Below are 14,328 nucleotides of genomic sequence, written 5' to 3'. Positions count from 1 at the left end.
AGTCGCGTCGAGGACGGGCGAAGACGTCAGCGCTCGGCCGACGTCGGCGGTACGCCCTCGTACGCCGCCCGCAGCAGGGCGAGCACGCCGTCGGCCGTGACCGGGCGGGGATTGGCGTACGCCTGGTTCGCGACCTGCGCGGCCGCCAACGCCAAGTCGGCTTCGGCGAGGCCCAGTTCGGCGAGCGAGCGGGGCGCGCCGAGGCGTCCGGCCAGGTCCCACAGGGCTGTCGGCGCGTCGCCGGTGTCCAGGGCGCGGGCCACGGCCGAGACCGCGTCCGGGGCGGCGGGCGCGTTGTGGGCCAGGGCGTACGGCAGCACCACGGTGTGCGTCTCGGCGTGCGGCAGCCCGAAGGTGCCGCCCAGGACATGGCACAGCTTGTGGTGCAGGCCCATCGTGGTGGCGCCCAGACAGGACCCGCACAGCCAGGCCCCGTACAGGGCACGCCCGCGGGCGTCCAGCGACGCCGGCTCCTCGGCCACCGCGGGGAGCGCCCGCGCCATCGCCCGTACGCCCTCCTCGGCCATCAGCGCCACCAGCGGCGAGGTGTCCGGGGCGTACAGGGCCTCGACGGCGTGCGCGAGCGCGTTGACGCCGCTGGTCACGGAGAGCGCGACCGGCAGGGAGAGGGTGAGGTCGGGATCGTAGACCACGCTGCGGGGCAGCACCTTCGGGTCGCGGCCGGTGCGCTTGGCGCCGTGCTCGGTCAGGCCCCAGACGGGCGTCATCTCCGAGCCGGAGTAGGTGGAGGGCACCGCGACCAGCGGCAGCCCGGTGCGCAGGGCGACGGCCTTGCCCAGCCCGATCGACGAGCCGCCGCCGACCGCCACGCAGCCGTCGGCGCCCGCCGCGCGAGCCGCCCGGACCGCCGCGTCGGCGACCTCGACGGGGACGTGCATCCGGGCCCGGTCGTGCACATCGGCGCAGGCCGGGCCGAGCGCGTCAGCGACCGCCCGCGCGGTGTCCCCGCCCCGCTCCCCGCACACCACCAGCACCCGCCGCAGCCCCAGCCGCTCCACCTCGTCCGGCGTCGCCGACACCGCGGCGCCGGCCCGGAAGACCACCCGCGCGGGCCGGGTCTCGTAGGAGAAGTCGAGGGCGTGCGTCATGACGGCTCCAGCACGAGGTCGAAGCGGGCGTGCCGGAAGGGGTTTGGCACGCCGAACCCCCCTGCCGCCGACGGGTCGTCGACCGGGGCGAAGTCGGTGACCAGGCCCGGCTTCACCGCGAACACCGCGTCCGAGTCCAGGTATGCGCTGCCCTCGACGAAGATGTGCGTGGTCACCGGGATGTGCCCCTCGGCCGAGGCGATGAAGTGGATGTGCGCGGGCCGGTAGGGGTGCCGTCCGGTGGCCTCCAGCAGCCCGCCGACCGGCCCGTCCGTCGGGATCGGATACGGGCTCGGCACACACGTACGGAACCAGAACCGTCCCTCCCCGTCCGCGGTGAACAGGCCGCGCCCGTTGCCCGCGGGCTGGACGTCCGGCCGCTGCACGTCGTAGAAGCCGTTGCCGTCGGCCTGCCACACGTCCACGACCGCGCCCGGCAGAGGCGTGCCGTCCCGGGACAGCACCCGCCCGCTCACCACGCACGGCTCGCCGCCGCCCACCAGGTCGATGTCCGCGCCGAGCTCGCGCACCGGCGACTCGGTCATGTGGAAGGGGCCCAGGACCGTGGACTGAGTGGTGCCGGGACCGTGCCGGTCGTTGACCGTCTCGACGAGCATCGACAGACCGAGCACGTCCGACAGCAGGATGAACTCCTGCCGGGTGTCCGTGCACATCCGCCCGGTCGCCGTCAGGAACCCGACCGCCCGCTCCCACTCCTCCCGCGTCAGCCGCGACTCCCGCGCGAAGGCGTGCAGATGCCGGACCAGCCCGGTCAGCAGCTCCCGCAGCCGCGGGTCCGCCGTACCCCGCAGACTGGCGACGACCTCGTCGGTGACCGTGTCTGGCGTGTCGCCGGTCATGTCGGCTCCTTCCCCGGCTGATGGTCCTGGGCGCCCATCTCAACCGTGCCCGAGAATCCGCCGCAGCGCGTCCGTGAGCAACCGTTCGGCGTCCTCGGCCGCGTCGGCGTGCCGGAACGCCACGTATCCGTCGGGGCGTACGAGGAGGGCGCCGGCGTCGGAGATCTCGCCGAGCCGCGCCCAGTCGCCGTACGGGTCCTCGTACTCCTGGCCGGGCCCGACGACGACCGTGGCGATGCCGAGGGGCTGGGCCTCGGCGGCCCGCACCCACGCCTCGCCGCCGATGCCGGTGAGCAGTGTGAAGCGGCCCTTGCCGACGGTGTCGAGGGTGGACAGGGTCCGGGTCCCGGAGGTGAGCCAGGCGTGCGGGAGCTTGGCGCCGGGGCGGGAGGTGGGCTGGTGGTACAGCTCGGGATCGCGGGTGAAGCCGGGGTCGGGCGTGCTGTCGGGGACGACGGCGGCGGAGGCGTAGCGCTGGTTGAGGTCGACGCCGTGCGCGTTGAACTCGTACACCTTGTGGGCGATCGCCTCGCGCAGTGCGGCCCGCTGCTCGGCGGCGGCCTCGGTGGCGTCCTTGCGGGCGGCGATGTTGGCCCACAGCCGCTCGGGCGTCTGCGGCGAGAGCCCGTCGAGCGCCTCGAAGACCGGGGCGGTCTCGGCGATGGACTTGTTGGCCCGCGTCACGATCTGCCGGCCGACCGGCGCGCGCTCCGCGGTGTACGTGTCGAGGAGCGCCGGCGAGGCGACGCCGTCGAGGACCAGCTTCAGTTTCCAGGCCAGGTTGTAGGAGTCCTGGACGGAGGTGTTGGAGCCGAGCCCGTTGGACGGCGGATGGCGGTGCACGGCGTCGCCGGCGCAGAAGACGCGGCCGTTCGCGTATGTCTCGGCGTACATCTCGTTGACCGTCCACGCCGAGGACGACCTGATCGTCACCGGTATCTCGTCGTCGCCGACCAGCTGCCGTACGACGGACAGCGCGTACTCCTCGGTGAGGTCGGGCGCGCCCGCGCCGACGTCGTAGCCCCACACGATCAGCCACTCGTTCCAGGGCCGCACACAGCGCACCAGGCCCGCGCCGATGCCGCCGACCGTGGCGCCGGGCGCGAGGACCCAGTAGAGGGTGGAGGGGCGGTGCGCGGTGTACTTGCTCAGGTCGGCGTCGAAGACGATGTTGATACTGCCCGCGACGCCCATCTGCCCGCCCATCGGCAGCCCCGCGTCCACGGCGACCTGGGACCGGCCGCCGTCCGCGCCGATCAGGTACCGGGCGCGGACGGTGTACTCGTCGCCGCGCAGCCGGTCCTCGACGGTGACCGTGACGCCCGCGTCGTCCTGCACGAAGGACTTGTAGACCGTGCTGAACCGGAAGTCGGTGCCGCGGCCGATCGCCGCGTTCACCAGGACCGGCTCCATCAGGTGCTGCGGCATGTCGCACATGCGGGTCGGGCTGGCGAGTTCGTGCGCGGCCTGGACCAGCGGGTCGTTGCCCCAGGACCGCACCCGACCGAGCTCGTCGCCGGCCAGGCTGGTGCAGAAGGTCGTGTTGCCCATCAGCCGCTGGGGCGTCGCCCTCGCGACGACCTCGTTCTCGACGCCCAGGTCGCGCAGCACCTCCATGGTCCGCTGGTTGGTGATGTGCGCGCGGGGCGTGTCGGCGAGGCTCGCGTACCGGGTGACGACCATGTTGCGCACGCCGTAGGTGCTCAGGGCGAGCGCGGCCGACGCGCCCGCCGGGCCGCTGCCCACGATCAGGACGTCGGTCTCGACAACGGTGTGCACGACAGAACGCTCCAGGAGATGAGACACGGGACGAGGCGGGGGACGCGTACGGGCCCCGGCTTTCAAGATCATGGAGCGGTGCGGTCGGCCGTGGGTGTCTCAATACGAGACAGCCCGCACCCGCGCGCGACGCCCCCGATACGGTGAGGAGCGCCATGAGCACCGCCGAACATCCTCCCGCCCTCGCCCCGCTCCGCCACGCCCGTGAACGGTTTCTGACGGGGCGCCCGCTGCCGGACGGCGTACCGGACGACGTCGTCGCCGCCTGGCGACGCGCCCGCTTCTTCGGCGTACGGCCCGATCTCGACGGCCGCGGACGGGAGTCGGCGCCCCCGGTCGACTCGCCCCTGCTGGAGGCCGCGCGTCCCGTGCTCACGCGGATCGTCGCGGCTCTGGACGCCGAACGGTCGGCCCTCGTGCTCACCGACGAACGGCTGAGGGTGCTGTGGTCGGCCGGCAACGCGCCCGGCGACGACGCCTGCCGTGACCTGTCCGAGCGTGCGGTCGGCCACAACAGCGCCGCGCTCGCCCTGCGCACCCGGCGCCGGGCCGAGGTGCACGGCCCCGAGCACTTCCTCGACGTGTGGCAGGACGTCTCCGCGGTCAGCGTGCCGCTGCTCTCCCCGGAAACGGGCCAGGCGCTCGGCACGGTCACGATCGCCTCCGGTCTGCGCCCCGGCTGCCGCCCACACCCCGGCGCCGCCCTCGCCGAAGCGGCCGCCACGGCCGTCGAGGCCGAACTGCGGGCACGCACGCGTACCGCGGAACGAGCCCTGCACGACGCCTACGAACGGGCCGCGCGGGGCCGCGACCGAGCCGTCGTCGCGCTTGACGGCCGCAACCGCCTGATCAGCGAGGCCGCGGCCGGCCTCGCCTCCCCGCAGGTCCTGGAGGCGCTGGAGCGGAGCGCGAGGGCATGGGGGAGGGGCGGCGGCACCGGTGACGGGAGCGGTGCGTCGTACGACATCTCGCTTCCCGAGGACGCCGGATGCACCGTCGAGATCACTCCGGTACGGCATGAGGGGTGCGCCGTGGGCCTGGTCGCCGTGCTCGCACCGCGTCCCGTGGAGCCGGTGCCGGCGGCGCTGCGTCCGGTGAGTGCGCTGGTGGGGGCCTCGGTGCCGTGGCGGCACGCGGTCGCGCAGGCGACGGCGCTGGCCCGCACTTCGGGCCCCTTGCTCCTGGTGGGTGAGCGGGGCACGGGCAAGACCACGCTCGCCCTCGAACTGCTCGACGGCACGGCCGCGTTGGTCGTGGACGCCGCCGAATCACCCGGCCTGCCCGAGACGGAGGACGGCACCGCGCCGTGGCTGGGCGGCTGGGCGGGGGCCGGCGATCGCCCCCTGCTGCTGCGCCACGCCGAACGGCTGGCCCAGCCGGACGTCGCCGCCCTCAACTCCCTCCTGGACGAACGCCCCGACGCCCACCTGATCGCCACCTACACACCCGGCCACTCCCCGGGGCCCTGCCTCCAGCGCCTCCTCGACACCCTCGGCGCCCGCTCGGTGACCCTGCCCGCGCTACGGGAACGCCCCGAGGACATCAGGGAGTTGCTGCCCGCCCTCGCGCCCGGCCCGGCCCCCGCGAGCCCGCCGCTGACCTGGACGCTGGACGCCCTGCGCGCACTGGAGCGGCATCCGTGGCCCGGAAACGTGACCGAACTCGCCCATCTCGTAAGGGCGTTGGCGAGCCGGCGCCGGGTCCGCGGGCCGGTGCGGCGCGGTGAACTGCCGGACCCCGTCCGCGAAGGACCCGCGGGACGCAACCTCAGCCCGATGGAGCTCGCCGAGCGGGCCGCCATCCTGGAGGCGCTGCGCCGCCACGGCGGCAACAAGGCGCGCGCCGCGACGGCGTTGGGGATCGCCCGCGCGACCCTCTACCGCAAGCTGCGGGAGTATCAGGGGCGGGACGCGCTGATCACCCCGAAGCCCTGATCGCTTCGGTTCCTCTCCGGCGCGGGCCTCAGCGTGCCCCGGTCCAGTTGTGCGCCACGTCGACCACGACCCGGTCGGGAGCCACCCACACCCGGAACGGCAGCCGTGCCCGGACGCCGAGCCCGATCTGCGTGTCCCCTTCGAAGCTGCCGACGAACCGCGCGTCCCGGAAGGTGCGGTATCCGGTGAGGTCCACGCCCTTCAGCCGCTGGCCGGCCCGTACGGGATACGTCGGCTTCCCGGTGTCGACGTCGTAGGCGGGCGCGGCCACCCGTACCTCCAGGACGGCTCCGCCGCCGACGGTGACGCGGTTGCCCGAACCGTCCTGGTAGAGACGGCTGACGTACCTGACGGAATAGCCGAGGCCGTTGGTGCCCGCGCCGGGGACGTCGACGACCATGCGGTCGAAGCAGGCGTGCCGACCGGTCCTGATGTCGGTCACCGACTCCGTCGTGGCGGCGGAGCGGGTCTTGGCCACGCTGCCCCAGCCGGTGGGGCAGGCCGTCGCCTGGGTGGTGGTGGTCGTGGTGGCCTCGGCCGGGACCGCCGCCACGCCCAACGTGGCGGCCATGAGCGCGGCTGCCGTCGCCCATGCGGTTGTGTTTCGTCCCATTTTCATCCCCTAGAAGGGTGTGTGTCTGATATTAGGCAAGACATTCGGGTCGGCGGAATGGTTGCACCGTTCCGGAGTTCCTCGGTCCGGGATGTACAACGACCGACGGCCCGGCCGGGAACCCGCACGCGGTCCGGGACGTTCCACGAAGGACGGCCGCCGCTCACGGGGGCCGCACACATACCGGGGGGCGATGTGACGCGGTTGATCGTCATGGGCGGCGGGATCGCCGGCGCCGGAGCGGCTCTCGCGCTGCACAAGGCCGGCTTCGACGTCACCGTGTACGAGGCGCACCCCGACTCCGCCGAGGACATCGGCGCGTTCCTCACCCTCGCGAGCAACGGCATGCGCGCCCTGGCACAGACGGACGCCTCGGACGCGGTCACGGCCATCGGCTTCCCACTGACCTCCATGCGAGTCCTGGACGACACCGGAGCCGAGCTCGCCCAGGTGCCGCTCGGCGAGGCGGGTACCCCGCATTTGCGGTACCGATGCCTGCGGCGCGGCGATCTCAACGCCGCCCTCCAGGCCGAGGTCACCCGCCGGGGCATCGACATCCGGCACGGCAAGCGCCTCGTGTCGGTCGACGACGGCCCGGACACCGTCACCGCCCACTTCGCCGACGGCACCACGGCGACCGGCGACCTCCTCATCGGCGCCGACGGCCTGAACTCCACCGTCCGCCGCCTCAACTCCCCGCACACGCGCCCGACTTATGCCGGACAGCATGTCTTCTACGGCTACACCGGCGACGCGTCCGAAACCGGCCGCCCCGAGACGATCACCATGGTGCGCGGCAGCTCCGTCGCGTTCGGGTACACGGTGTCGCCCGAGGGGGAGACGTACTGGTTCGCCCGCGTCTCCGACGCACCCTTGACCGCCGACGCCCTCGCCGAAGGCACCCCTGGCGGCCTGCGCGACCTCCTGCTGCCGCTGCTGCGCAAAGACGCGGGCCCCGCCGCCGACCTCGTCGCGGCCACGACTGACCGGCTCATGGTCACCAACGCCACCGAACTGCCCACCGGCACGCCCTGGAGCTCCGGTCGGACCCTGATCATCGGCGACGCGGCCCACGCGGCGTCCCCGGCGACCGGGCAGGGCGCCTCAATGGCGCTGGAGGACGCCGTCGTCCTCGCCAAGTCCCTGCGGGACGCCCCGGACACGGAGTCCGCGCTCGCCCTGTACGACAGGCTCCGCCGCCCCCGCGTGGAACACAACATCACCGTCAGCGGCAACATCTCCCGAGGCACCCGCACCCCCTCGGGCCCCGGCCCCGGCGGCCCCGGCCCCCGAGGCGCCGGTGCGGACCGGCCGGGCGACGACGACCTCGTGCGACAGCTGGAGTGGGAAACCGACCTCTGGCAGCCCGCCCGGTAAGCGGCTCACGCCATCAGTGCCGTGCCGTAGAACGATGCAGCCACCAACTGGCGCAACCCGGACGCGCGTCGGCCCCTCATACAGGTCGAACTGACCCGGAGCCCCGACCCGGGTTCGCGGAGAGGAGCGCCTGTTGGCCCGTCAGTTGTCCCGTCGACAGTTCGTGGTTACTCGCTGGCGGCGACCACCCTGACCGTCGCGGCACCGCTCGGCTGCGACGGCTCGACCGCCGAGGGCGCCGAGGAACCCGCGGACGGCGACCGTCGGTCGTCCGACGTCCTGGTCACCGGCACCGACGCGGAGATGCTGGTCCTGGAGGTCACCCCGGCCAACAAGGTTGTCGTACGGCTGCCGCGCGTCGAGGTCGGCCAGGGCGTCACCACCGCCGTCGCCATGATGATCGCCGAGGAACTGGACGCCCGGCTCGCCGACGTCGACATCCCGCTCGCCGACGCCCGCAGCGAGGGCAACCAGTTCACCGGCGGCTCCAGCTCGGATCGACGCCGTCGACCCGAAAATCCGCGGGTGACGAAGGTGGTGATGGCGGCCGACGTCAGAACGGCCGTCAACCCGCGCGGACTTCAGGCCCAGCTCATGGGCACCGCCGTCGACGGGATCTCCACGATCCTGCGCGCCGGACTGCACATCGACCGGGGCGCCGTCCGCGAGAGCAGCTTCGCCGACTTCCTCCCCCAGACTCCGTCCGGGGGGACCCCCATCTCGCTTCGCTCGCCCGCCAGCGGCACGCCCCGCAGCACTTCGAGGCGCACATCCTGCCCTCCGACCGCGATCCCGGCGGCGCCGGGAGAACTCGGCGTTCCCGCCGCGGCCGGCGCCGTCGCCAACGCCTACGCCCGCGCCACCGGCACCAAGCCGCGCCGCTTCCCGCTGAACTTCTGAGCCACCCGAAGAGAAGGTATTCGATGCCCTCCCACTCCTTCACCCTCAACGGGAGGCGGGTCACCGTCGAGGCACCCGCCGACATGCCCCTGCTGTGGGTGCTGCGCGACCTGCTGAACGTCACCGGCCCCAAGTACGGCTGCGGCGTGGGCGCCTGTCGCGCCTGCACCAGCCATCTCGACGGCGACGAGATCCAGCCCCGCGTCGTCCCGGTCGCCGACTGCGCGGGCCGCGAGGTCACCACCATCGAGGGCCTCGCCGACGGCGACCGGCTCCACCCGGTGCAACAGGCCTGGCTCGACTGCGACGTCGCCCAGTGCGGCTTCTGCCAGCCGGGCCAGATCATGGCCGCGGCCGCCCTGCTGAAGAAGACGCCCCGGCCCACGGACGCCGACATCGACCGGATCGAGAACGTCTGCCGCTGCGGCACCTACTCCCGGATCCGCGAGGCGATCGACAAGGCGGCCGCCGGCAGCTGACCTGCCGCCTTCAGCACGGCCGGGGACCGCCGTACGCTGAGGGCCGTGCGCAACTCCTTGGACGGCCCGGGCGCCGCGGCGACGCGGTTCACCGGGCTCGCGGCCACCAGTGAACGCCGGCTCTCCGAAACGCTCGCCGAAGTCACCCTGGACAGCGGGCAGGTGGTGATCGTCAAGCGCGGCGACGGCGACCGGGCCTCGCGGGCCGAGGCAGCGGGGCTGCGCTGGCTGGCCGAGACCGGCACCGTGCGTATCCCCGCCGTGCACGGCCACGACGAGCGATGGCTGGTCACCGACCGGGTGGCGACCGGGCGTCCCCAGGCCGACGCGGCGGAGCGGTTCGGCCGCGATCTGGCCGCACTGCACACCGCCGGCGCACCGGCGTTCGGCGCCCCACCGCCCGGCGGCCCCGAGGACGCCTACATCGGGCTGGCCCCGATGCGCAACGCCACCGGCCCCGACTGGCCCCGCTGGTACGCCGAGCACCGGGTGCTGCCGTATCTGCGCCGCGCGGTCGACGCGGGCACGGTCAGTGGCGCCGAGGCACCGGTGTTCGAGCAGGTCTGCGCACGGCTCCCCGACCTGGCGGGCCCCGCCGAGCCGCCCGCCCGACTGCACGGCGACCTGTGGAACGGCAACGTGCTGTGGGGCGCCGACGGGCACACCTGGCTGATCGACCCGGCCGCGCACGGCGGCCACCGCGAGACCGACCTGGCGATGCTCCACCTCTTCGGCTGCCCGCACCTCGACCGGATCCTGGAGGGTTACCAGCGGACCGCGCCGCTGGCCGACGGCTGGGCCGACCGCATCGCCCTGCACCAGCTCTTCCCTCTCCTGGTACACGCCGTCCTCTTCGGCCGCGGCTACGCGGAACAGGCCCTCACGGCGGCCAGGACGACTCTGCGCCCTGGTTGACGCACGAACGATTACCGGCGCACAGACCATTGACTGCGCGCCGAACGCTCCCGACACTGGCTGACTACGTAGTCATGCCGCCGCTGGCCGAGCTGTCACCACGCATGACTACGTAGTCAAAGACCGATCGACCCGCTACTCCCGGGAGCTCCCATGGCGACGACGATGACCGAGGTCGCCCGCGCCGCCGGCGTCTCCCAGAAGACGGTCTCGCGGGTCGTCAACGGCGAGCCGCATGTCAGCCCGGAGGTCCGCGACCGCGTGCTCCGGGTCATCAGAGAGCTGGACTACCGCCCGAACAACGCGGCACGCGCCCTGCTCCTCGGCCGCTACCGACGGATCGGTGTCGTCTCCCTGGGCACCGCCCTGTACGGACCGTCGACGCTGCTCATCTCCCTGGAGCGGGCCATGCAGCGGGCGGGATACTCGTTCGCCCTGGCGAGCACCCTGGAGGGGCAGCCGGTGTCCGTCGCCGTCGAGGCGCTGCTGGAGCAGGGCGTCGACGGGATCGTACTGTCCGAGCCCATCGACGACGGCACACCGCTCAGGCTCAGCGCGGACGTACCGGTGGTCAGCCTCGGTGAGGGCGTCGACCTCACCGAGGGCGTGGGCGCGGTCGTCGGCGCCGACGGGGTCGCGGCCGCCCGCATCGCCACCGAGCACCTGCTCTCCCTCGGCCACCGCACCGTCTGGCACATCCCCGGCCCGCAGAACTGGTGGGCCGCCCGCGACCGGCTGCGCGGCTGGCGTGAGGCGCTGGCCGCCGCCGGAGCCCCCGAACCGCCCCTCGCCACGGAAGGCGACTGGAGCCCGGCCGCCGGCTACGCGGCCGGCCGGCAGCTGGCCCGACTGGCCGACGTCACCGCCGTGTTCGTCGCCAACGACGACATGGCGATCGGCGCCCTGCACGCCTTCACGGAGGCGGGCCGCGGCGTCCCCGACGACATCAGCGTCATCGGCTACGACGACATCCCCGCCGCGGCCTACCTCGCCCCGCCCCTGACCACCGTCCGCCAGAACTTCACCGCCGTCGCCGGCCGCGCCGTCGACCATCTGACCGCCCTGATCGAGGGCCGCCCCGAACCGGCCGGACCCACCGCACCGGCCGTCGAGTTGACCGTACGGGCCTCCACCGGACCCATCCGCACCACGTGAGGAGTCACGTGTGTACACCCCAGCACCCCCCGAACCGCCGCGCCCTGCTGCGCACCGCCCTCGGCGCCGGCACCGCCGCCGCACTCTCCGCCTGCGGAGCCGACCGCACCACCACCCTGACCTCAGGGAACGTCACTCTCGCCCTGTGGACCCACGACCCCGGCTACGAGGCCTTCTTCGAGAAGGGCATCCCGCAGGCCGACCGGCTCACCGACTTCCGCTACCACCTGAAGGTCACCCGCGCCGGAGCCCCCGACGTGGTCACCAAACTCCTCGCCCAGGCCGTCGCCGGGCGCGGCACGCCGGACCTGGTGGGCTTCGAGATCGGCAGCTTCCCGCGCATGCTGCGCGGCGACATAGCCGAACGGCTGCTGTACGACCTCACCGACGACATCGCCGCCGTACCCGGTCTGGCGCTGGACGGGCTACCTCACGGTCTTCTTCCTCGCCGGACTCCAGAACGTACCCAGGGAGTTGTACGAGGCCGCCGCCCTGGACGGCGCAGGACGCCTGCGCACCTTCACCACCGTCACCCTGCCCGCCCTGAAACCGGTGACCGCCTTCGTCATCGTGACGTCGTTCATCGGCGCGGCCCAGATCTTCGAGGAGCCCTACCTGCTGACGGGCGGCGGACCGGCCGAATCGACCCTCTCGGTCACCATGTTCATCTGCCGCGCCGCCTTCCAGCGCCAGCAGTTCGGCTACGCCGCCGCGGCGGCCGTCGTGCTCTTCGTCCTCGTCTTCGGGCTGAGTCAGCTCGTCAACCGTCTCCTCGGCATCGGGAGGGCCTCATGACGCGCACCCGTGTGCCGCTGTACGGCGTACTCGTCCTGCTGGCGGTGGCCTTCCTCGCCCCACTGCTGTGGGCGCTGAGCGGTTTGCTACAACAGTTTCCTGTGGCCGCTGGTGCTGGTCTCCGACAGCGCCCAGTACACCCTGCCGCTCGGCCTGCAGACCCTGTTCGTGTCGGAGCAACGCCAGTACGACCTCGTCCTCGCCGGAGCGGTCCTCGCCGTCGTGCCCGCCGTCGCCCTCTTCGTCGTGCTGCGCAAACAGCTCCTCGAAGGCCTGTCCACGGGTGCCGTCAAGGGCTGACGCCACCCCCGATTCACCTCAACCACCGTATGGGAGAAAGATGTTCGAGCTTCCGCCCCGTGTCCTGTTCGGCGCTGCCTACTACCACGAGTACCAGCCCCACGAGCGGCTCAAGGACGACCTCGACCTGATGGCCGAGGCCCGCTTCACCGTGATCCGGGTCGGCGAGTCCGTCTGGTCGACCTGGGAGCCCGAGAACGGCCGCTTCGACCTCGACTGGCTCCAGCCGGTCCTGGACGGCGCCCACGAGCGGGGCATCTCCGTCGTCCTCGGCACCCCGACGTACGCGGTGCCGCCGTGGCTGGCCCGGCAGTACCCGGAGATCGCGGGGGAGTACCGCACCGGCCTGCGCCACGGCTGGGGCGCCCGCCAGGAGGTCGACTTCACCCACCCGGCGTTCCGCTTCCACGCCGAACGGATCATCCGCAGGATCGCCGCCCGCTACGCCGACCACCCGGCCGTCATCGGCTTCCAGGTCGACAACGAACCCGGCCTGCACCTCTTCCACAACCACGGCGTCTTCCAGCGCTTCACCGACGACCTGCGCGAACGCTACGGCGACGTCGAGACCCTCAACCGCGAATGGGGCCTCGTCTACTGGTCGCACCGCCTCTCCACCTGGGCCGACCTGTGGACCCCCGACGGCAACGTCCAGCCGCAGTACGACCTGGCCTGGCGGCGCTTCCAGGCCCGCCTCACCACCGAGTTCATCGCCTGGCAGGCCGAGATCGTCCGCGAGTACGCCCGCCCCGGCCAGTTCGTCACCACCTGCATCTCCTACGACCGCCAGGGCGTCGAGGACGACAAGCTGACCGAGGCCCTCGACGTCACCGCCGGCAACCCGTACTACACGATGCAGGACGCCCTCGCCCTGCCCGACCGGAACCGCTCCGGGCAGGACTGGACGACCAACGGCACCTGGGCGCTCTACCGCAGCGCCGACCGCATGTACTCCTCCCGCCAGGAGCCGTTCCTCGTCACGGAGACCAACGCCCAGGCCATCAGCTGGCCGTGGAACAACCGGCCCGCCTACGACGGCCAGTACCGCCAGGCCGCCTGGGCGCTCATCTCGCGCGGCGCCTCGATGATCGAGTACTGGCACTGGCACACCCTGCACTTCGGCGCCGAGACCTACTGGGGCGGCGTCCTCCCGCACAACGGCCGCCCCGGCCGCGTCTATCGCGAACTCGCCGCACTGGGTGCGGAGTTGGAGACCGCCGGCGACCTGGTGGCCTCGCTCACCCCGGACGCCGACGTCGCGTTCCTCTACGACGGCCCCAGCAAATGGGCACTCCAGGCCCAGCCCCCGCTGGCCAAGCCCGACGGCGGCCCGGACGACCGGTCCTACGAGACCGTCTTCGACGCCTTCTACCGGGGCGCCTTCGACGCCGGCCTCCAGTCCCGCATCCTCCACCCCGGCCAACTCCCCGACACCGAACTGCCGTCGGTCCTCGTCGTCCCGGCCTACTACGCCGCCGACGACGCCACCCTGGACCGGCTCAAGGCCTACGCCGAGCAGGGCGGCCACCTGGTCCTCGGCCCCCGCACCGCCTACGGCGACCACGAGGCGCGCGCCCGCACCGACGTCCAGCCCGCACGCCTCGCCGAGGCGGCCGGCGTGACATACGACGAGTTCAGCAACCTGGACGCCCCGCTCCCCGTGACCGGCACCAGCGGCCTCACCCTCCCGCCCGAGGCCCGCGCGGTGCACTGGGCCGACGGCCTGCGACCGCGGGGCGCCGAGGCGTTGGCGTCCTACGAGCACCCGCACTTCGGACGCTGGCCCGCCGCCACCACCCACCCCCACGGCACCGGCCGCATCACCTACGTCGGCACCGTCCCGGACCCGGCATTCGCCAAGGCCCTGCTCCGGTGGGCGACCCCGGCCGCCGACGCCTGGTCCCCCGCGCACCCGAGCGTCACGTCGACCTCGGCCAGGTCCCGTGCCGGCCACCGGGTCCGCTTCCTGCACAACTGGTCGTGGGATCCGGTGACCGTCACCGTCCCGGAGTCCGTACGAGACGTACTCACCGGCGCCGTGTACACCACCGAAGTACCGCTCGGCCCGTGGGATGTGAAGGTCCTTCAGGAGCAGTGAGGCTCGGGGCGGTG

12 protein-coding genes and 1 pseudogene are annotated in these 14,328 nt (G+C 73.0%); 9 read left to right on the top strand and 4 right to left on the bottom strand.

The annotated features are described in order from the left end of the window. Positions 1 to 26: 26 nt before the first annotated feature. From AQJ67_RS00795 to AQJ67_RS00785, 3 genes are read right to left on the bottom strand one after another with little or no spacing between them, the layout of a single operon-like run. The gene (locus AQJ67_RS00795; protein ID WP_062715936.1) at positions 27 to 1,109 is read right to left on the bottom strand and encodes a maleylacetate reductase; all 1,083 of its coding nucleotides are present in this window, start codon (positions 1,107 to 1,109) and stop codon (positions 27 to 29) included. Continuing rightward, the gene (locus AQJ67_RS00790; protein ID WP_062715935.1) at positions 1,106 to 1,969 is read right to left on the bottom strand and encodes an intradiol ring-cleavage dioxygenase; all 864 of its coding nucleotides are present in this window, start codon (positions 1,967 to 1,969) and stop codon (positions 1,106 to 1,108) included. Before AQJ67_RS00790 ends, AQJ67_RS00795 begins: the two co-directional genes overlap by 4 nt. Before the next feature lie 39 nt (positions 1,970 to 2,008). Continuing rightward, positions 2,009 to 3,748 carry an FAD-dependent oxidoreductase gene (locus tag AQJ67_RS00785; RefSeq protein WP_062715934.1) on the bottom strand — a complete coding sequence of 580 codons (1,740 nt, stop codon included), beginning with the start codon at positions 3,746 to 3,748 and terminating at the stop codon, positions 2,009 to 2,011. Between the two features lie 155 nt (positions 3,749 to 3,903). Here AQJ67_RS00785 and AQJ67_RS00780 point away from each other — a divergent pair, with 155 nt between their 5' ends. Beyond that, positions 3,904 to 5,682, top strand: a complete 1,779-nt coding sequence (locus tag AQJ67_RS00780; protein ID WP_062715933.1) for a helix-turn-helix domain-containing protein — start codon at positions 3,904 to 3,906, stop codon at positions 5,680 to 5,682. A gap of 28 nt (positions 5,683 to 5,710) precedes the next feature. Here the strand turns inward: AQJ67_RS00780 and AQJ67_RS00775 are convergent, their stop codons facing one another. Continuing rightward, positions 5,711 to 6,295, bottom strand: a complete 585-nt coding sequence (locus tag AQJ67_RS00775; protein ID WP_062715932.1) for an AMIN-like domain-containing (lipo)protein — start codon at positions 6,293 to 6,295, stop codon at positions 5,711 to 5,713. Between the two features lie 195 nt (positions 6,296 to 6,490). Here AQJ67_RS00775 and AQJ67_RS00770 point away from each other — a divergent pair, with 195 nt between their 5' ends. The 8 genes and pseudogenes from AQJ67_RS00770 to AQJ67_RS00735 all read left to right on the top strand — a co-directional run bounded on the left by AQJ67_RS00770 (position 6,491) and on the right by AQJ67_RS00735 (position 14,314). Beyond that, positions 6,491 to 7,672 (top strand): FAD-dependent oxidoreductase, encoded by a 1,182-nt coding sequence (locus AQJ67_RS00770; RefSeq protein WP_107122753.1) that lies wholly within the window; start codon positions 6,491 to 6,493, stop codon positions 7,670 to 7,672. 303 nt (positions 7,673 to 7,975) lie between these two features. Beyond that, a complete protein-coding gene (locus AQJ67_RS00765) occupies positions 7,976 to 8,572 on the top strand; it encodes a molybdopterin cofactor-binding domain-containing protein (protein WP_062715931.1) in 597 nt (198 codons plus the stop codon). A 23-nt stretch (positions 8,573 to 8,595) separates the two neighbouring features. Then, on the top strand, positions 8,596 to 9,051 hold the full coding sequence (locus tag AQJ67_RS00760) for a (2Fe-2S)-binding protein (RefSeq protein WP_062715930.1): 456 nt from the start codon (positions 8,596 to 8,598) through the stop codon (positions 9,049 to 9,051). 45 nt (positions 9,052 to 9,096) lie between these two features. Continuing rightward, on the top strand, positions 9,097 to 9,966 hold the full coding sequence (locus AQJ67_RS00755; RefSeq protein WP_062715929.1) for a fructosamine kinase family protein: 870 nt from the start codon (positions 9,097 to 9,099) through the stop codon (positions 9,964 to 9,966). Positions 9,967 to 10,119: 153 nt separating this feature from the next. Further along, entirely contained in the window at positions 10,120 to 11,121 is a 1,002-nt protein-coding gene (locus tag AQJ67_RS00750; protein WP_244190336.1) for a LacI family DNA-binding transcriptional regulator, read from the top strand. A gap of 468 nt (positions 11,122 to 11,589) precedes the next feature. Continuing rightward, a pseudogene (locus AQJ67_RS00745) lies at positions 11,590 to 11,916 on the top strand (carbohydrate ABC transporter permease); the annotation flags it as partial. Between the two features lie 111 nt (positions 11,917 to 12,027). Further along, positions 12,028 to 12,216, top strand: a complete 189-nt coding sequence (locus AQJ67_RS00740; RefSeq protein WP_062715928.1) for an ABC transporter permease family protein — start codon at positions 12,028 to 12,030, stop codon at positions 12,214 to 12,216. A gap of 40 nt (positions 12,217 to 12,256) precedes the next feature. Continuing rightward, a complete protein-coding gene (locus AQJ67_RS00735; protein ID WP_062715927.1) occupies positions 12,257 to 14,314 on the top strand; it encodes a beta-galactosidase in 2,058 nt (685 codons plus the stop codon). Positions 14,315 to 14,328 lie beyond the last annotated feature (14 nt).

It is taken from the genome of Streptomyces caeruleatus (assembly GCF_001514235.1).
GTDB lineage: Bacteria > Actinomycetota > Actinomycetes > Streptomycetales > Streptomycetaceae > Streptomyces > Streptomyces caeruleatus.
Note: the sequence above shows the minus strand (reverse complement) of the source record. Positions and strands in the feature narration are given on the sequence as shown.